Here is an 18,081-nt window from a genome sequence, read left to right as displayed (position 1 = left end):
CGCCGGAAATTTAAAATTAATTGGAGTTTTTATGAAAGTTTTTTTTACAAAAAGAATTGCTGTTTTTGCTTTGCTTGGAATTTTTTCAGCGGCGTTTTCATTTGCGCAGCAGATTACAAAATTCGCTGTTGTAGATACTGCAAAAGTTTATCAGGCGTATTTTAGAAATTCAGCTCCTGTAAGAAATTACGAAAATAAAAAAGAAGAATTTAAAAGAGAAATCGATCGTCTTGTTGCAGAACTTCAGCGTTTAAATGATCAGAAAATAGAATTTGAGCGCAAAGGCAATGACACAGAAGCTATGAAAATTGAAGCGCAGATTACAAAAAAATCAGATTTTATAAACGAATATACAAATGCAAAAAACATAGAGCTTGAGTCTTTGAAGAAATCGCTTCAGGAAAATAACAGTTTCTACAAAAAGCTTTATGATACGCTTGCTCGTGTTGCGGAAACTGGCGGCTACAGCATGATTTTAAATCTTCAGGAGTCAAACGCAATTTTGTGGTACAGTTCTTCTGTTGATATTACAGATCAAGTTATTTCGCAGCTTGGACTTATGTAATTTTATAAAAATAAAAACCTGCCTTTGAATTTTCATTCAGGCAATGGACTGAAATTTGGAGCAAAAAATGGCAGAAGAAACCCCGGTTATTACACAGTATCTTGGAATAAAAAAGCAGCATCCGAATGATGTTTTGTTTTTCAGGCTAGGGGATTTTTATGAAATGTTCAATGAAGATGCCGTTGAAGTTTCGCGGCTTTTGAATCTTACATTGACACATAAGGGCGACAATCCTATGTGCGGCATTCCGTATCATTCTGCAAAAGGTTATATCGCGCGGTTGCTTCGAATGGGAAAAAAAGTTGCGGTTGCTGAGCAGGTTGGCGAAGTTGCAAAACGCGGACTTACAGAGCGCAAAGTTGTTGAAGTTGTAACCCCGGGAACTGCTGTTGAAAGTGAATATCTTGATGGCGGCTCAAATAATTTTCTTGCTTCCATTTTTATTTCCGGCGGATTTGCAGGTCTTGCTTACATTGATGTAACGACTGGAGAATTCCGGGCTACAAAATTTCCTGAATCTAAATTTGCAGAAAATGTTTCTAAGGAACTTGGAAGATGCAATCCAAAAGAAATAATTCTTCCTGAAAGTTTAAAAAGCAACAAGGAAATTCAAACTATCCTTGAAATAATTTCTGTTGCATCCGTTTCCTGGTATCCTGACTGGCATTTCAATGCTGAAAAAAATTATGAGCATCTTGTAAAGCAATTTAAAGTTGCAAATCTGAATTCGTTTTCACTTACAAAAGAAAGTCCGGAAGTTCCTCCAGCGGGATTTCTTCTCGATTATATAGAAAAAACTACAAATGCTCCTGTTTCGCATATTTCAGGAATTTCAGTTTATCAGGATTCTCAGTTTGTGATAATTGATGATTCTTCACGCCGGAATCTTGAAATCACTTTTAATTTGCGAGACGGAACTTCTAGTTATACTTTGCTTGAATCTGTGAGCAATACAAAAACTGCAATGGGAAGCCGCCTTTTGCGCTCCTGGCTTTCCTTTCCGCTTACAAATGAAAATGAAATAAATTCAAGACAGAACCATGTTGAGCTTTTTGTAAAAGACAGAAACTTGCTTCATTGCGTGCGGGAAAATCTTGATGGAATTCTTGACGTTGAGCGGCTGGCTGGAAGAATTGCAATGGACAGAGCTCATGCGAAAGATTTGCAGGCGTTAAAGGCAAGTTTAAAATTTTGGCTGAAGTCGCAGGCTGTTTTGGAACGCTATGATTTTTCCATGCCCGAAAAAGATTCCGCGCAAAAAATTATTGATCTTATAGAAAATTCAATTGCGGAAGATCCAGCCACAGTTTTTACGGAAGGCCGGATTATAAAAGACGGCTGGTCAGAAGAACTTGACTACTGGAAAAAAGTGCGAAATGATTTTAATGGAATTCTTGAAGAATATATTGAATCAGAAAAAGAAAAAACTGGAATTCAGAATTTAAAAATAAAAAGCACCGGCAACCTTGGATATTTTATAGAAGTTACAAAAGGCAAGCTTGATAAAATTCCGCCGCACTTTATTATGCGCAGAACACTTTTAAATGCTGAGCGTTATACAACTGAAAAACTTCAAGAGCTTGAAAATTCTTTAAATGAATCCGGCGCAAAAATTCTTGAGCTTGAGCATGACCTTTTTATTGAAGTTAGAAATGAACTGAAAAAATATATTCCGTATCTTCAGCAGGCTGCAAAAAAAATCGCTTACGTTGACGTTGTATGTTCTTTTGCGGAATCAGCAATTCTTTACAATTGGAACCGCCCGCAAATTTTGTCAGACAGCTTGGAATTTTCTGTGAAAAACGGAAGGCATCCTGTTGTTGAACGTCATCTTCCTGCGGGAGAATTTGTTCCGAATGATGTTTCTCTTTGCGGTCCTGAGCCTGAAAATTCTGCGTCGTTTGCTTTGATTACCGGTCCGAACATGGCGGGAAAAAGCACGTTTTTACGTCAGAATGCTCTCATTGCGCTTCTTGCCCAGACTGGAAGTTTTGTTCCGGCTGATGAAGCGAAGATTGGAATTGTTGACAGGATTTTTTGCCGTGTTGGAGCTAGCGATAATCTTGCGCGCGGTGAATCGACTTTTCTTGTTGAAATGACGGAAACCGCAAGAATACTTCGTTCCGCAACAAAAAATTCTCTTGTTATAATGGATGAAGTGGGACGTGGAACCAGCACTGAAGACGGACTTTCAATTGCCTGGGCCGTAAGCGAATATCTTTTAAATACTTTGAAGTGCAAGACTTTTTTTGCAACGCATTATCACGAGCTTACAAGGCTGGAACATAAATCATTAAAAAGACTTTGCATGGCAGTTGCGGAAAACGGCAGCGATATTGTTTTCCTTAGAAAAGTTGTTGAAGGTTCAAGCGAAAACAGCTACGGAATTCATGTTGCCCGCCTTGCAGGAATTCCAGAGTCAGTTATTGAGCGCGCAGGAAAAATCTTGGAAAAAATTCAAGGCGATGCGTCCGTTATAATTCCAGAAACTGAAACAGAAGAAGTTTCAAAAACTAAAGTTGAAATTTTTTCAGGCTCGTTGTTTTCAGAAGAGGAACTTGTGCTTGACGAAATTCTTTCTTGCGACATTGACAACATGACTCCCATGGCGGCACTGCAAAATATTTTACGATGGAAAAAAAGTCTGGCTGAGAAATAATTTTTTTTGTGAAAACTGCATTTTTTTAATTTTCTGCGTAATCATATATTGATGTCTTTTAGAAAATTTACAATTTATGATTTTAAGCGTTTTGCAATGCTTGTTTTAAACTTCATGTTTGGAAATGGAAAATGCTGTGTCTGCGGAAATTCCACTTTCAATGGAAAAATTTGCATTTCGTGTTCTAAAAAACTTTATTATGAAGCGGAAAATTCTCATTGCGAAAAATGCCGTATCTGCGGAAAATCTTTAATCAGCGAAGATGAAATCTGTATGTCTTGCCGTGAGGAGCGCATTCTGAAAAATTCAGATAAAGTTGTTCCTGTTTTTCCTTACAGACTTTGGGCAAAAACTCTTTTGTTTGAATGGAAAATGCAGAACCAAAGAAGCCTTTCGCTTTTCTTTGCTGAAATTTGCAATTCAGTAATTAAAAAAAGAATTTCAGAAAATATTTTCATTGTTCCTGTTCCGCCTCGCCCTGGAAAAATAAAGTCGAGAGGCTGGGATCAAATTGAAGAGCTTTCTGAAATTCTTAAAGTGAAATTTGGCTATAAAGTTCTAAAGCTTTTGGAGCGCACTGAAAAAATTCAGCAGAAAAAACTGGACAGAAAAAAACGTTTGTCTTCTAAAGGAAAAATTTATACAGAGTCAAAACTTTTGAAGCGGCTTTGCTCTGAAAATTCTTTGCCTGAACAAGTACTTTTAATTGATGACGTTTTGACGACTGGCGTTACAGTTGAAAGCTGCTGTGAAATTTTGAAAAACGCCGGAATTTCAAAAGTAGACGTTTTGTCTTTATTTGTAGTAGACTAGAATTGTTTTATGAATTAAAATAATAGAAGCATTAGCTTTAAAATCTTTATGGATTCATGGGAGAAATCTATGGCAGATGAAGATACATTGTTGCAGCTTGTAACTTTTCAGCTTGGAGATGAGCTTTATGGTGTGGACATTATGGATGTCAAGGAAATCGTTAAGATTCAAAATGTGCGTCCTATTCCGAATGCTCCTTTTTATGTTGAAGGTATTATAAATTTGCGCGGAGAAGTCATTCCCATAATAAATTTGCATAAAAGATTTTATATCAAGAAAATGGCGAAGGCTTCAGATGACGAAATCGGTGAGGATGAAGGCGGATTTATTATTCTTGATATTGAAGGAAATAAAATCGGAATTATTATAGATAGAATTGCGCGTGTTGTTCCTGTTCAGGGCGATGAAATCAAACCGCCGCCACAGATGCTCAGCGGAATTGGAACTGAATATATTCATGGTGTAGTTCGTCAGGAAAATAATTATCTTATTATTCTTGATACACGCAGATTGTTCAGCGCAAAGGAACTTCAGAAAATTCTTGAGCCGGAAGCAGTCTGATTTCTGTTCATGCTTGTTTTTCTCAGAACACTTTCTCTTTTGTCCGCTTGATTTGCTTTTGTGCGGAAATAGGATTATTGTTTCTGTGAATATTTTATTTTAAGGAATTTAAAATGATTCATACTTATAGTTCTACAATCCGCCGCAAAGAAATGGAAGCTGTTCTTACTTGCATGGTTGATGAGAAAATCGGACCTGGCGAAATGAACACAAGGCTTGTCCAGACTGCAAAAGAACTGATTGGATTTGATGGAGCGGTTGCCTTAAGAAGTCCTGCAATTGCATTGGAATACATTTTTAAAGCCTTGGATCTGCCTAAAGAAAGCGGAGTTATTGTAAGCGCGCTTGCTCCGTCTTATCAGCTTCTTACTGCGGAAAAATTGGGCTATAAAGTTCTTGCTGCTGATGTTTGTGAGGAAACAGGACTTGTAACAGTTGAGTCTGTTGAAAAATGCATAAAAAATGGCGGCAGGCTTTTGATTTTAAATGAAACAATGGGAATTCTTCCTGAAATAAAATCATTTTTAGAGCTTGGAATTCCTATAGTTGAAGATATTTCTCAGTCGGTTTTTGCAACATATCCTGCTGAAGAACAGCCTGAAAAAAAAGAAGGCGAAGAACAGAAAGTTTCTGTAGGAAAAAAAGCCGGAATGTACGGTCTTTACGCTATTCTTGGAATGGAAGACCGAGACATTGTAACTTCTGGCGGAGGCGCATTGCTTATAGCTCCAAATCGCCGTGAGTGGACAGTTTTAAAGCACATTGCGGATGAATCTCCTTCTACAGATATTTTGCCTGACATGAATGCGGCTTTGGCGCTTGTTGAATTAAAGGAATTTTCACGAAATGAAAAAACAAGACGAGAACTGTTTGCCTTATTTTCAAGGGCTGTGATGTCTGGCCGGCATAAAACTTTTGTGCGTGCGGCGGAAGACGGCTCTACAATTTATTCATTTCCTTTAGTTTTGAATTCTGGATTTAAAGATGTAAAATCTTATGCTCAGAAAAAAAATATTGAAATTCGCCAGGCTTTTGAAAATTCTATAATTGCTCTTAAGCAGGAAGAGCTTTCTTCTGAATGTATTTGCGCGAATTCACTTTTGCTGCGTTGCGCATTGTTTCCATTGTATCCTCGGCTGGGCCAAAAAGATGCGGCTCAGATTGTAAAGGTATTGTCTTCTTTGCCATGAAAAAATGTCTTATCATAGCTAATTCTTTTAAAGAAAACGCCGGGCTTTTGGGAAATGAAATTTCAGCGTTTTTGAAAAAAGAAAATATTGAAAATTCGCTTTTTCTATATGACGGAAAAGAAGTCCGCTCAAAAATTCTTGACATTGATTTTTCAGGCTATGATTTTGTTGTAACTTTGGGAGGCGACGGAACTGTTTTATTTGCCTGCCGTGGATGCGCTCCTTTGGGAATTCCTGTTTTTCCAATAAATTTAGGAGAGTTTGGTTTTATTGCCGCAGTTCCGAAAGACAACTGGAAAAAAGAACTGGAACTTTTCTTAAAAGAAAAATGCTACGTAAGCAGCCGTTCTCTTGTTCAATGTGAAGTTTTGAGAAATGGAAAAACAGTTTTCAGATGCTGCGGAATGAATGACTGCGTTATTTCAAGCTGTCCTTCTTCGCATCTTGTAAATTTAAATGTGGCTTACAACCATGCTCTTTTAGGGCCTTTTAAAACGAACGGAATAATTGTTTCAACTCCAACTGGTTCTACTGCTTATTCTGCTGCTGCTGGCGGACCGATTGTGGAGCCAGAACTTTCAGCTTTGGTTTTGACGCCTGTGAGTTCTTTTAGTTTGTCTGCAAGACCGTTGGTTTTTGGAGAAAAGGGCGAAATTGTAATAACTTTGATGAGCAGCCGTTCAGACGCTTCTTTGACTTGCGATGGTCAGATTGATTTCGAGTTGAAAGAAGGCGATGTTTTGATTTTGAAAATACCAGAATTTCGGGCAAAGCTTATTTGTTCTACGCAGGAAAAATTTTTTTCAGCATTGCAGAGCAAATTAAACTGGTCAGGAGGTCCACGTGCTTGAAGAACTCGATATAAAAAATTTTGCTCTTATTGAAAGCGCGCATATCGAATTTGAAAAAGGCTTTACTGTTTTAAGCGGTGAAACTGGAGCTGGAAAATCAATCCTCATTGGAAGCCTTGCCTTTTTGCTCGGCGGAAAATCCGGCACAGAACAAATTCGCGCAGGCTGCCATGAAGCCCAAGTTTCCGGCGTATTTTTCCTTGAAAACAAAGAGACTTTTTCTTGGCTTGACGAGCACGGAATTGAATCCGAAGAAAACCGCATAATAATCCGGCGGGTTATCCGCGATAATGGAAAATCTTCAGCATGGATTGGCGGAACTCCTGTAACAAGAGCAGTTCTTTCTGAATTTTCTGCATTTCTTGTTGACATTCACGGGCAGCATGAGCAGCAGTCGCTTATGAAAGTTTCCGAGCATCGCCGTTATCTTGATATTTACGCTGGAATTGTCGGCGAAGTTTCATCATTTACTTCAATTTATAATCAGCTTGTTGAAAAAAGAAAAATTCTTGAAAATCTAAACAGCAATGAATCTGAGCGAAATGCAAAAATTGATATGCTGAATTTTGCGGTTTCTGAAATTTCTGATGCGAATTTAAAAGCTGGAGAAGACGAGGAGCTTGAAGCAGAAGAAAACAGATTGTCATCATTTGAAAAACTTTACGCTGATATTGAAGAAATAAATTCCGCTTTTGAAGGCGAAGGTGAAAATGGAATTATTTCCCTGCTGAAAAAAATTTGCGGAACTGCGTCAAAAGCCTTGGATTCTGACAAATCCCTTGAATCTCTTGAAAGCCGGCTTCAGTCTGCGTTTTACGAAATTGACGACATTGCAGGCGAATTTAGACGATATTCAAATTCGCTTGTTTTTGATCCGGAGCGTCTTGAGCAAGTTCAGGAACGTCTTGAGCTTATTTTTAAATTGAAGCAAAAGTATACGGGACGGAATTCATCTGTCGCCGATCTTCTCTCTTATGCTGAAAATGCTTCTAGGCAGCTTGAAGAGCTTGGCGGCTCAGCTTTGGATAAATCGGCATTGGAAAAAGAAATTTCGGAGCTTGAAAAAAAAGTTTATATTCTTGCAAAATCGCTTAGTGAAAAAAGAAAATCCGCTGCGGAAAAAATGTCGCTTGATGTGGAAAAAATTCTTTGCAGCCTTGGAATGAAAGACACAAAATTCCGTGTTGGGCTTACAGAAAAAGAAGGAAATGCGGTTGAGCAAAAATGCGGTCCTTACGGAATGGACAATATCGAATTTTTAATCAGCGCAAATCCAGGCTCTCCTTTGAATCCGCTTGCAAAAATCGCATCTGGCGGTGAGCTTAGCCGTGTAATGCTTGCCTTAAAGACAATTCTTTCAGATGGAGATTTGGCGGGAACTCTTGTTTTTGATGAAATTGATACTGGAATCGGCGGAGAAGTTGCGGTTTCAGTTGGAAGCCACATGAAAAAGCTTGCGGAAAAAAAGCAGATTCTTTGCATAACACATCTTGCGAGCATTGCCGTTTATGCCGATAATCAAATTAAGATTCAAAAAGGCGTGGAAGGAAATACAACAGCTTCAAATATTTTTGCAGTTTCTGGAGAAGAACGCGTAAAAGAAATTGCGAGAATGTTGTCTGGGGATTCAGATTCTTCACAGTCGCTTGAACACGCAGCTGCCATGCTGCAAAAATTCGGAGGAAGGTAATGGCTATATCAGATGAGTTGCGAAAAGAATTTAATGAAAGAGTCCGCCCTATAAAAGAAAAAATCAACGATTGCCTGAAAAAAGAAAAGGATGAATCTTTTGCCCTTAGAAGCGCGAAGGAAGGAATTGAAGAAAAGAAAATTTTTCTTTGCGAGGAAATGATTTACACGGCGACTTTGCAGATGAGCATAAACAGCATATCGCTTGAAATGCTTGAGACAAAAAATAACGACACTCTTAACGATGCCAGAAAGTCAATTTATAAGTCTATAATTTATCTTGAAGAGCTTGTTACAAATATTGTTGACTGCCCGTTTTCTGATTTGGAAAGCCGTTTGGCTTCTGTTGCTTTTGTTCCAGTCGGAAGAAAACTTGACATTGTAAAAAAAATCGGACTTGCAATTGACCTTCTTGTTGAGGCTTTCGGTGAAAATTCAAAATGGAAAGAGTCCTTTGTTGAAATGCGTGGCCGTCATGCTGTTGTTGCAAAAAATTTTATAGACATGAAGCAGGCTTGCAAAGATTATTTTGACCACAATTCTCCAGTTTACGAAACAACTGTAACTTACATCAGACTTTTGCGCAGCCTTTTGGACAAATGCGCGATGGAATACCGAGACCGTTACGAACTTGCTTCCCGGCGGCTTGACGATATGCGGATGGCGATAAATCTTCTTATTGCAAACAGAAGAATTGCAATGGCTCTTGGCGACAACACAGAATCCGAAAACATAAGAAAAAAAGCTCTTGTTTGGAAAACTAAAATGGAAGCCGACGTAAAAGCCGGAAGCTCAAAATAATGAAAAAAGAATTTACGCTGAAAATTTTCGAAGCATTTTCTATTGAACGCTGGAACGATTTGGTTCGTCCTTTTGAAATAATCGAAATGGACAAGCACGCTGAAAAAACAGTCGTTGCGTACATAATTGCAAAATACGAAGAAAATCTTGGCGCAAAAATTGACTGGGAATGGCTGATTTATGCGAGCCTTTTTGATTTGCTCAGAAAAATTCAGCTTTGCGATATAAAAAGCCCGGTTCAGACTCTTATAAAAAATGAATATCCAGAAGAATACGCGCGCCTTAACGACTGGGTTTTGGAACGTTACAAAGATTTAATTGACGATAAGGAGCTTTATAAAAAATTTGAATTCTATTTGAAGGATTTAAGCAGTTTTTCCGCTGAAAAAAAAGAGCTTCCTCTTACTGTGAAAATTTTCCGGGCGGCGCATAAATATTCAACTTTGCGTGAACTTGAAATGATTTCTCTAGTGAATGAAACTGAGCGTCTTGATTCAATCCGAAAAGAACTCAATGCCGACTTGCAGAAATACCTTGATTTGCGCGGACTTCAGCTTTTAATTACAAAGCAAAAGCCGTTTGAATTTTTGATGCGCATTGAGCAGCTTCGTTTTCAGACAAGATGGAATCAAACTCCAAGAGTGCCGCGGACTTCAGTTCTTGGACATTGCTTTTTTGTTGCGATTTTGACTTTGCTTTTGTGCCGGGATTCTGGTGTGAAAATGTGCTCAAAACGTCTTTACAACAACTTTTTTTCCGGGCTTTTTCATGATTTGCCTGAAAGTGTTACGCGCGATATAATTTCGCCTGTAAAAAGAGCGACCGACGGACTTCCTGCGATTGTAAAAGACATTGAAGATAAAATTGTTTCCAAAGAACTTGTTCCGCTTATGGAAAAATTTTATTGCGATGAAATACTTTATTTTACTAGCGATGAATTTATGAACAGGTGTGTTTTTGACGGCTGCGTGCTTCCTGTAAGTTTTGAAGAGCTGAATTCCGCATTCAATGAAGACAAATATAATCCAGTGGACGGCAGGTTGGTTCGTGTCGCCGACCATTATTCTGCGTTGCTTGAAGCCGGACTTTCTATTCGCTACGGAATAACGAGCCAGCAGCTTACGGATGGAAAGGCAAATCTTTTGAAAGTTTATGACGATGGAAAAATTATCAACGGAATCGATGCAAAAAAACTATTCCATGAATTTATAGACTGAAAAAAATTTTGTTGTTGAAATAAAAAAACTGTATATATAAAAAAAGCATTGGCAAGATAATTGAAATCTAACCAATGCTTTTGTAAATTTAACCTTTCATGTCAGCAGGATCTGAATCCTCTTCTATTTCTTCTTCATCATTATAAAATCCATCGTCAAATCCGTGGATTCTGTTGTCGTATCCGTCTTCCGGCTCTTGATCATCATAAGGCTCATCGTAATTGTCAGACTCTTCTAGGAAATCATCCTCGAAATCATCTTCATATTCGTCATCTTCGAAATCATCGTCAAAATTGTCATCAGACATTTCTTCTGAAAAATCATCGTCTTCATAAGAAAACCCAGTCATTGATGAAAATTCAACATCGTCGTCATTGAGCATTGCTATATTCCTTTTTGTAATTTAGTTTGCCGCTGACAAAGCCTCACACAAAGAGTAAAATACTGTTATGTTTTTGTCAATTGAATTTTATTTTTTTACAAAGAAACATACATAATTCGATTCTTCTTATTGACAAGGAATAAAATTAAACACTATAATATTTGCGTATGTCTGACAGTATAACTGTTTTAGCGCCTGCGAAAATAAATCTTGGACTTGAAATTTTTCCGAAGCGTGCAGACGGTTATCACGAGTTGCATAGTATTTTTACAACAGTCGGTTTGTTTGATGAAATTTGTGTTTCTAAAACTGATAAAAAAAATACTTGCATAGTTGAGTCTTTTGGAATGGAGCTTCCAGAACAGAATACAATAACTGCGGCGTACAAAGCTTTCTGCGTGCTGACTGGCATAGATTCAGGCGTCCATGTTTCAATTAAGAAAAGGATTCCTGCCGGCGGTGGATTGGGGGGCGGCTCAAGTGATGCTTCTTCTTTTATTCAATCCGTAAACAATCTATTTAAAGCTGGTCTTGGCATTGATTCACTTTCTGCAATTGCAGGAAAAGTCGGAAGCGATGTTTTTTTCTTTACTTATGCACTTTCGGCGCAGGACGGAAAACGGTTCAGCAAGTTTGAGCCTTTTGCGGCTGTTGTTGAAGGCCGAGGAGAAAAAGTTAGGCAGATACAGCATAGAAGTGATTTTTCTGTGCTTTTGGTTTTTCCAAATGTCAGCGTTCCTACAAAAGATGCTTATGCTCTTGTAGATGAAACTCTTGATTTGGAAAATAAGCGGAATAAAATTTCACTTGAAGAAATTTACAATCTGCCTGTAAAAAGCTGGAGCTTTAAAAATGATTTTACAGTTCCTGTTTCAAAAAAATACGCAGGAATTGCTGAAGCTTTGGTTAAGATCAAGTCTTGTGGCGCAGATTTTGCTGACATGAGCGGTTCTGGTTCGACTGTGTTCGGCATTTTTGAAAAAAAAGAAACGGCTTTAAAAGCGAAAGTTCTTCTTGAAAAAGAATTCAATCTTGCGCTTTGTTTAGGCGGCTGATATAATAAAATGCAAGCTTGATGGCTTGATAAATGAAAATCAAAGGCGTTTGCTTGAGGTTTTATAGATTTTTATTATAAAGAGGGAAGATTGTTATGCAGATTACAGATGTTCGGATCCGCAAAGTTGAAGGCGAAGGAAAGCTAAAGGCTTATGTTACTGTTACATTTGACGACTGCTTTGTTGTTCATAATGTAAAAATTATCGAAGGATCTTCTGGGCTTTTTATTGCAATGCCAAGCCGTAAGACTGCAAATGGTGAGTACAAGGATGTTGCTCATCCAATCAGCCCGGACTTTCGCAATGCGATTCAGTCCAAAATTCTTGAAGAATATAATGCGGGACATATAGAAACTGGTTCTTCTGAAGAATAAGTTTTTAGTCCACATATATTTTGGGACGTCGTCAAGTGGTAAGACAATGGCTTTTGGTGCCATCATTCCGCTGGTTCGAGTCCAGCCGTCCCAGTTTTATACATATTTTAAAATTTGTAAGGAGTTCTAAAAATGGAACAGTTTGTTATTAATGCAACAACACGCACGGAATCAGGAAAAAAATATGCAAAAAAACTTCGTGCACAGGGAAAAATGCCGGCAGTTGCATACAATGAAAAAGGTGAATCCTTTATGCTTGAAATTGATGCCAATGAATTTTCAAAAGCATGGAGATCAATTACAAAGACTACACTTGTTGTTTTGAAAATTGACGGTGTTGAAAACAAGGCATTTATAAAAGATACAGAATACGATATTAAGACTGACAAATCTCTTCATGCTGATTTCCACATTGTAAGCGGCCAGAAGAAATTTGCTTATGTTTACAAGATTCGTTATTCTGGAACTGCTGCTGGAGTTCTTAAAGGCGGATTCATGGTTAAGCACGTTCCTGAAATTAAAATAAAGGCTCTTCCACAGGATTTGCCTGAATTTATTTCAGCTGATGTTTCAAAGCTTGATATTGGACAGAAATTTACAATTGCTGATTTTAACCTTGGTGATAAAATCGAAGTTCTTTCTGATCCTGCAGCTCTTGTTGTTTCGATTGCACCTCCAAAAAAATAATCAGTTTTTAAAAATCATATTATGAGATTTTTTAATTTCTGAATAAAATCCCTCTGTGTTCTGCAGGGGGATTTTTTGTTGTGTTTTTTTTAAGTCTGACGAGTATGGAATTTATTTTGGATTTTCAGGCTAAGGTTTTGGAAAACTTAAACTTGTGCCTTGCCGAGTTAAAGACAAATCTTGAATCTTGCAGTTGCGCCGGAGTTGCGGTTTCTGGCGGAGCTGATTCAATTTCGCTTCTTGTTGCGTTGAAAAAAATTTTAAATATTCAAGTGAAGGCTGTTACTGTGAATCACAACATCAGGAGCGGCGAGGAAAGTTCCGCTGATGCCGATTATGTTGAATCCGTCTGCCGTTCTCTTGGCGTAAAATGCGTTCGTTATAATATTGCTCCAGGCGAAATTTTTTCTCTTGCAAAAAATCTTAAGACTTCCGTTGAAGATGCCGCTAGAAAAATTCGCTACGAAAAATTTTCAGATTTCATAGAAACTGAAAAAATTTCTTTTTTGTGCCTTGCTCACAATAAAAACGATCAGATCGAAACTCTTGCTATGCGCTTTTTGCAAGGCTCTCCGAATCTTTGTGGAATTCCTATGACGCGGGAAAAATTTATTCGCCCGCTTTTGAATATTTCCAGAAGTGAAATTGAAAAATATCTTCATTTGCAAAATATAAATTTTAGAACTGATCGCACGAATTTTGACAACCAAATTTTTAGAAACAGAATCCGAAATAAGCTTGTTCCTTTTTTAGACAATGAATTTTCAGGCTGGCAAAATGCAGTTTTTTCTTTGGCTGAAAAAAGCCGCGCGGAAAATGAGGCTCTTTCTTTTTTTACTGAACAGGAGCTTTTAAAGATTGACTGCAAGTTTGAAAATGAAAAATTCTCATTTGATGCTGAAAAATTTTCTTCACTTCCGCTTTCAATAAAAATCAGAATAATTTTTAAAGGAATCGATTTTGTAAAAGCTTCCGAAAGAATTCCTTATGCCTTTGTATCCAACTTGGCTTCTGGATGTTTTGAAAATGCCGGCCGTTCAGAATGCGGCGGACTTGAATTTTCATTTTGCTGTGGAAGGTTTTTAATTCAAAAGAAAAGAAAAGTAGCGACAGAAAGCGGTTTTTTTGTTATAATAGAAAAAAATGGAATTTATCAGGCTGGACAAATTTCTTTTGAAGTTTTTTCGCATGATGATAAAATTTTTTTAAGAACTGACTTGTCTGAGATTTGCTTGAAAAATTTAAAATTTCCGTTTGTTTTTAGAAGCAGGCAGCCGGATGACTTTGTGAAAAATGCGGACGGTTCTTTTAGGCAGATTTCAAAAATTTTAGATGACTGGAAAACTGGAAAGATGAGAGATTCGATTCCGCTGATTCAAAATGTTTGCCCGGAAAAAAATAATTCCGCTCAGGAAATTTGCTGTGTGTGGGGAAGTCTTTTTGGTTTTAAAGACTGGATTGTAAAATGAAAATGCAACAGGATAAAAAATTGAAGTCGCTGCATGTTTTGAAAAGAATTTTATTTGTTTTTGCCTTTTTGAATTTTATAAATTTTTCTTTTGCTGAAAATGAAAATTCTAAACTTGCAAATAAGAAAACTGCCTTGCGCTGTCTGGAAACCGCTTCAAATTATATTTTTGAAAAAAACTGGGAAGCTGCAAAAAGCCAGGCTTGCTTTGGAATTGCATACGATGATTCAATTTCGGACTTGTGGTATTTGTATGCTGTTTCTGAAAATGCTTTGGGAAAAACAAAATCCGCGGTTCTTCCGTTGATTGAAAATGCAATAAAAAATGACAGCTGGTCAAATTACAACCGCGACAATGCGCGCCTTTTGTATGCGGATATTCTTTGTGATACTGGAAAAATGTCCGAGGCGTTAAATATTTTGGATAGCCAGCCGTTTTTGTATTCTTCCGATTCAGAGTTGATTAGAATAAAATGTCTTTACAGATTGAGCGATTCTGCTTCTGTTTCTAAGGCTCGAAATAAAATTGACGGCGCAAGAAGAATTTATCCTTCTGACACAAGGTTTCCGCTTGTGTTTTTTAAAAATGAAAATCCAAATGATTCTGATGCGACCGTAAAAAGACTTGCTTCGTTTTTTGTTTCGCAGCTGGATTTTTATTTGCAGCGTGAGCCTGAAAATTCAGAACTTGAAATTTATTCCGCTTTGTTTTCTTCCGGCGAAAATAAAAATAGAATTTTAAAGTCTTTCAATGCAAAAGGATTTAAACATCCGCTTTATGCCAAGGAAGCTTTAAATGAAAATCTTATCAGCGAGCAGGAAGCAGTTGATTACATTTTTGAATTCGCAGATGAAAAAATTGACTACGAGATTTTTAAAGATTTTATTTTGCAGCTTTCTGAAAATGATTCTTGCGATAATGTGAAGAAACGGCTTGAAGCTTTTTCTGGTTCATTTTCTTTTGACACTGACAAAGACGGAATTGAAAATTTAATTGTAAACTTTTCACGTGGACGTCCTCATGAAATTTCATTTGATAAAAATCAGGACGGCGAGCTTGAATGGAATGTTTTGTGCGATTTTGGAACGCCAATTTCTGGATATTGCAGAGAAATGAAAATGAATTTTTCCTGGGCAAATTTTCCGTATTTAAATTATGCAGAGTTTCTTCAAGAAAAAATTCCTGTTGAAAAATTTAATTTTGTTCCAGAAACATTGAAGTGGTCTCCAGTTTTGATTGAGCGCGATTCTGAAATTTCAGAAAAGTTTAATTTTGACTTTTTTATCCCAATTGTAAAAAATGATGAGCAAAAATTAAATGTTGCCAAGCTTCTTGATTCTGCTTCTGACTTTGAAATTACAACTTCTTCAAATGAAAAAATTCGTTTTGTTCTTTTAAATGGAAATATTCAGCAGGCGTTGTATTATTCAGCTGACGGCACGCTTTATGCTCAGGCGCATTTTGAAAATAATATTCCGGTTTTAAGAACTGTTGATTTTGATAAAGACGGAATTTTTGAAGCCACAGAATTTTATTCAGTTGATTCAGATAAAAAAATGAATTTTCATTCGCTTGAAGATGAGAGGCAGATTGTAAAAAATCTTTTTGGGCTTCCAGCTGAAAATGCGGAATTTTATCTTAAGATGATTCAGATTGATAGAGATAAAGACACGGTTCCTGATTTTACTGAAGAATATTTGGAGAACAACGGAAAAATTTCTTCTTGGGACACAGACGGAGATGGCAAATGGAATGTCCGCCATGTTGTTTATCCAGACGGAATTTCAGAAGAGTCGATGTTCTATACAGTTCCAGAAAAAAATCTTGTTGTTGTAAGATTTGAAAATAATGTTCCGCAAAAAGTGACGAATGGCAAAGAAGAATTTTTTGTTTATAAAGATGCTGATTCAAATTTTTACTGGCTCTTAAAAAATAATTCTTTTAATCCTGAAAAATATTCTGCGCTGGCAAAAAATGCAAAATCAGAGCTTGACAAAAAAAATGTTCAAGGCTTTTCTATGATTACAGTTGAAAATGAAACTCAGTCGGTGCTTTGTATCCGCATTGAAAAATTTGACTTTGGAATTTTAATAGAAAATGAAAATAAAAATTAAAAAACTTTTCAGCTTAATTTTTGTGATTGGTTGTGTTCTGCTTGTTTTTTCCTGCGGAACAATAAAAGGCGGCAGTGAAATTTTTGTTCCTGTTGATTACAGTGAAGAACGCGCAGTTGACATTGAAATTGATCTTATTGAAAAACTTTCAAAGGAAAATGAAATAAAATCTTTGTGGCGCGCAAAACTTTTGTATGATAAAATTTCTTCAGATGAAAAATGCAAACAGATTTTTGAGCAGACAACTAAAATTTGCGTTGAATCTTGTATTCGTGCTATAGATGAAGAAAAATATTTTGATGCGCTTGGATATTATTTGTCTTTGGAAGCAGCAGGATATTCCGAATTGAATTCAATTCCAAAGTCAAAAACTGAACTGGAAACTTTAGCTTACAAGAATGTTCCGGGCAGTTCTGTTCCTTCCATTTCAAATGCAAGTGTTTCTGACATGATAAAAGGAACGGTAACTGTTTTTGTTGACAAGGGAATAAAAATTCAGCGCGGAATAGGCTATGCGGATGCTGTTTTGGGAAGCGGCTTTTTTATTTCAAAAGACGGATACATTGTAACAAATCATCACGTTATAGCTGACATGGTTGACAAAAAATATGAAGGATTTTCAAGGCTGTATATAAAACTTGCGGAAGATCCAGACACAAGAATTCCTGCAAAAGTTGTTGGATATGACAAGACTTTGGATTTGGCTCTTTTAAAAACTGAAATTGATGCGCCTTATGTTTTTGCTCTTGGCTCTAGCAGTGATCTTTCTGTGGGCGATAAAGTTTATGCGATCGGCTCTCCTTTGGGACTGGAAAAAACTTTGACAAGCGGAATCATTTCTTCAACGGACAGGCAGCTTTTTACAGCTGGAACTGTTTTTCAAGTTGATGCGGCTATTAACAGCGGAAATTCCGGCGGACCTTTGATTGATGAAAAGGGAAAAGTTCAGGCTGTTGTTTTTGCCGGAGTTCAGAATTTTCAGGGACTTAACTTTGCGATTCCAGTTGAATACTTAAAAAATGAGCTTCCGTTTTTGTTTAATGGAGGCGAGCGCGAGCATCCTTGGGTTGCTTCTTATGGAAAGACAAAAAGGCTTCCTGGTTCAGGCGCAAAGAATGAAGGCGTTACCGTTTTTTATGTTTTGCCGGGCGGAAGTTCAGACCGTGCAGGGATTAAAGAAGATGATATTGTGATTTCTGTTAATGGCGAAAAAATTAATTCGCTTGCGGATTTGCAGATTGCGTTTATGAAACAGCCTTCTGGAATTATAACAAAACTTGGAATTTTGTCTTCGGATGGAACTGAATCTGAAAAAATTGTTTACCTTGAAAAACGTCCGTCATCTCCAGGCTATGAATTTTTTAAGCGTGATTCACTTGAAAATTCTTTTTATCCGATGTTCGGAATGAAGATTGTAAGAGTTTCGCCTTCAAACAAGAAAAAATATTCTATAGTAAAAATTATAAAAGGCTCTGTTGCGGATGAAACTGGATTCAGCGAAAATGATCCTATCGAGCTTCTTGGAATTGATTTCAGCCCTGAAAAAGAAGCCGCATACATAAAGCTTTACGCAAAGAAAAGAAAAAACGGCTATCTTGATGTGAGCCTCGGATTTTCAGCAGGACTGGACAGCCCGTATTATTTTTAAAACTAA

At 37.1% G+C, this 18,081-nt stretch carries 16 protein-coding genes and 1 tRNA gene; 16 read left to right on the top strand and 1 reads right to left on the bottom strand.

The genetic code is table 11. The features are described from left to right. Window positions 1-31: 31 nt before the first annotated feature. From Q0N70_RS01155 to Q0N70_RS01115, 9 genes are all read left to right on the top strand, one after another. Entirely contained in the window at window positions 32-565 is a 534-nt protein-coding gene (locus tag Q0N70_RS01155; RefSeq protein ID WP_294012552.1) for an OmpH family outer membrane protein, read from the top strand. 67 nt (window positions 566-632) lie between these two features. After that, window positions 633-3,224, top strand: coding sequence for a DNA mismatch repair protein MutS (mutS, locus tag Q0N70_RS01150; protein WP_294012549.1), 2,592 nt, complete (start codon window positions 633-635; stop codon window positions 3,222-3,224). A gap of 51 nt (window positions 3,225-3,275) precedes the next feature. Next, window positions 3,276-4,037 (top strand): hypothetical protein, encoded by a 762-nt coding sequence (locus Q0N70_RS01145; RefSeq protein WP_294012546.1) that lies wholly within the window; start codon window positions 3,276-3,278, stop codon window positions 4,035-4,037. 69 nt (window positions 4,038-4,106) lie between these two features. Further along, complete coding sequence (locus Q0N70_RS01140) at window positions 4,107-4,598, top strand: chemotaxis protein CheW (RefSeq protein WP_288506683.1); 492 nt, start codon at window positions 4,107-4,109, stop codon at window positions 4,596-4,598. A gap of 113 nt (window positions 4,599-4,711) precedes the next feature. Further along, complete coding sequence (locus tag Q0N70_RS01135) at window positions 4,712-5,788, top strand: DegT/DnrJ/EryC1/StrS family aminotransferase (protein ID WP_294012537.1); 1,077 nt, start codon at window positions 4,712-4,714, stop codon at window positions 5,786-5,788. Beyond that, on the top strand, window positions 5,785-6,639 hold the full coding sequence (locus Q0N70_RS01130) for an NAD(+)/NADH kinase (RefSeq protein ID WP_294012534.1): 855 nt from the start codon (window positions 5,785-5,787) through the stop codon (window positions 6,637-6,639). The genes Q0N70_RS01135 and Q0N70_RS01130 overlap by 4 nt, the downstream gene beginning before the upstream one ends. Continuing rightward, window positions 6,632-8,329 (top strand): DNA repair protein RecN, encoded by a 1,698-nt coding sequence (recN, locus tag Q0N70_RS01125; protein ID WP_294012530.1) that lies wholly within the window; start codon window positions 6,632-6,634, stop codon window positions 8,327-8,329. The genes Q0N70_RS01130 and recN overlap by 8 nt, the downstream gene beginning before the upstream one ends. Then, window positions 8,329-9,129 carry a hypothetical protein gene (locus Q0N70_RS01120; protein ID WP_294012527.1) on the top strand — a complete coding sequence of 267 codons (801 nt, stop codon included), beginning with the start codon at window positions 8,329-8,331 and terminating at the stop codon, window positions 9,127-9,129. Before recN ends, Q0N70_RS01120 begins: the two co-directional genes overlap by 1 nt. After that, window positions 9,129-10,346: an HD domain-containing protein gene (locus Q0N70_RS01115; RefSeq protein WP_294012524.1), complete on the top strand. Its 1,218-nt coding sequence runs from the start codon at window positions 9,129-9,131 to the stop codon at window positions 10,344-10,346. Before Q0N70_RS01120 ends, Q0N70_RS01115 begins: the two co-directional genes overlap by 1 nt. A gap of 88 nt (window positions 10,347-10,434) precedes the next feature. Here the strand turns inward: Q0N70_RS01115 and Q0N70_RS01110 are convergent, their stop codons facing one another. After that, a complete protein-coding gene (locus tag Q0N70_RS01110; protein WP_013701999.1) occupies window positions 10,435-10,728 on the bottom strand; it encodes a hypothetical protein in 294 nt (97 codons plus the stop codon). 167 nt (window positions 10,729-10,895) lie between these two features. On the opposite strand from Q0N70_RS01110, the gene ispE reads away from it, so the two are divergent. The 7 genes from ispE to Q0N70_RS01075 all read left to right on the top strand — a co-directional run bounded on the left by ispE (window position 10,896) and on the right by Q0N70_RS01075 (window position 18,075). Further along, a complete protein-coding gene (ispE, locus tag Q0N70_RS01105) occupies window positions 10,896-11,783 on the top strand; it encodes a 4-(cytidine 5'-diphospho)-2-C-methyl-D-erythritol kinase (RefSeq protein ID WP_294012519.1) in 888 nt (295 codons plus the stop codon). A 95-nt stretch (window positions 11,784-11,878) separates the two neighbouring features. Further along, window positions 11,879-12,157 (top strand): septation regulator SpoVG, encoded by a 279-nt coding sequence (gene spoVG, locus Q0N70_RS01100; RefSeq protein WP_013701997.1) that lies wholly within the window; start codon window positions 11,879-11,881, stop codon window positions 12,155-12,157. Between the two features lie 21 nt (window positions 12,158-12,178). Continuing rightward, window positions 12,179-12,251: transfer RNA gene (locus Q0N70_RS01095), tRNA-Gln, on the top strand. A 38-nt stretch (window positions 12,252-12,289) separates the two neighbouring features. Next, window positions 12,290-12,844 carry a 50S ribosomal protein L25 gene (locus tag Q0N70_RS01090; protein ID WP_294012512.1) on the top strand — a complete coding sequence of 185 codons (555 nt, stop codon included), beginning with the start codon at window positions 12,290-12,292 and terminating at the stop codon, window positions 12,842-12,844. 104 nt (window positions 12,845-12,948) lie between these two features. Next, window positions 12,949-14,313, top strand: a complete 1,365-nt coding sequence (gene tilS, locus Q0N70_RS01085; RefSeq protein WP_294012508.1) for a tRNA lysidine(34) synthetase TilS — start codon at window positions 12,949-12,951, stop codon at window positions 14,311-14,313. Next, entirely contained in the window at window positions 14,310-16,427 is a 2,118-nt protein-coding gene (locus Q0N70_RS01080; protein ID WP_294012505.1) for a hypothetical protein, read from the top strand. The genes tilS and Q0N70_RS01080 overlap by 4 nt, the downstream gene beginning before the upstream one ends. Beyond that, window positions 16,411-18,075 carry a S1C family serine protease gene (locus tag Q0N70_RS01075; protein ID WP_294012502.1) on the top strand — a complete coding sequence of 555 codons (1,665 nt, stop codon included), beginning with the start codon at window positions 16,411-16,413 and terminating at the stop codon, window positions 18,073-18,075. Before Q0N70_RS01080 ends, Q0N70_RS01075 begins: the two co-directional genes overlap by 17 nt. Window positions 18,076-18,081 lie beyond the last annotated feature (6 nt).

It is taken from the genome of uncultured Treponema sp. (assembly GCF_945873775.1).
Taxonomy (GTDB): Bacteria; Spirochaetota; Spirochaetia; order Treponematales; family Treponemataceae; genus Treponema_D.
Note: the sequence above shows the minus strand (reverse complement) of the source record. Positions and strands in the feature narration are given on the sequence as shown.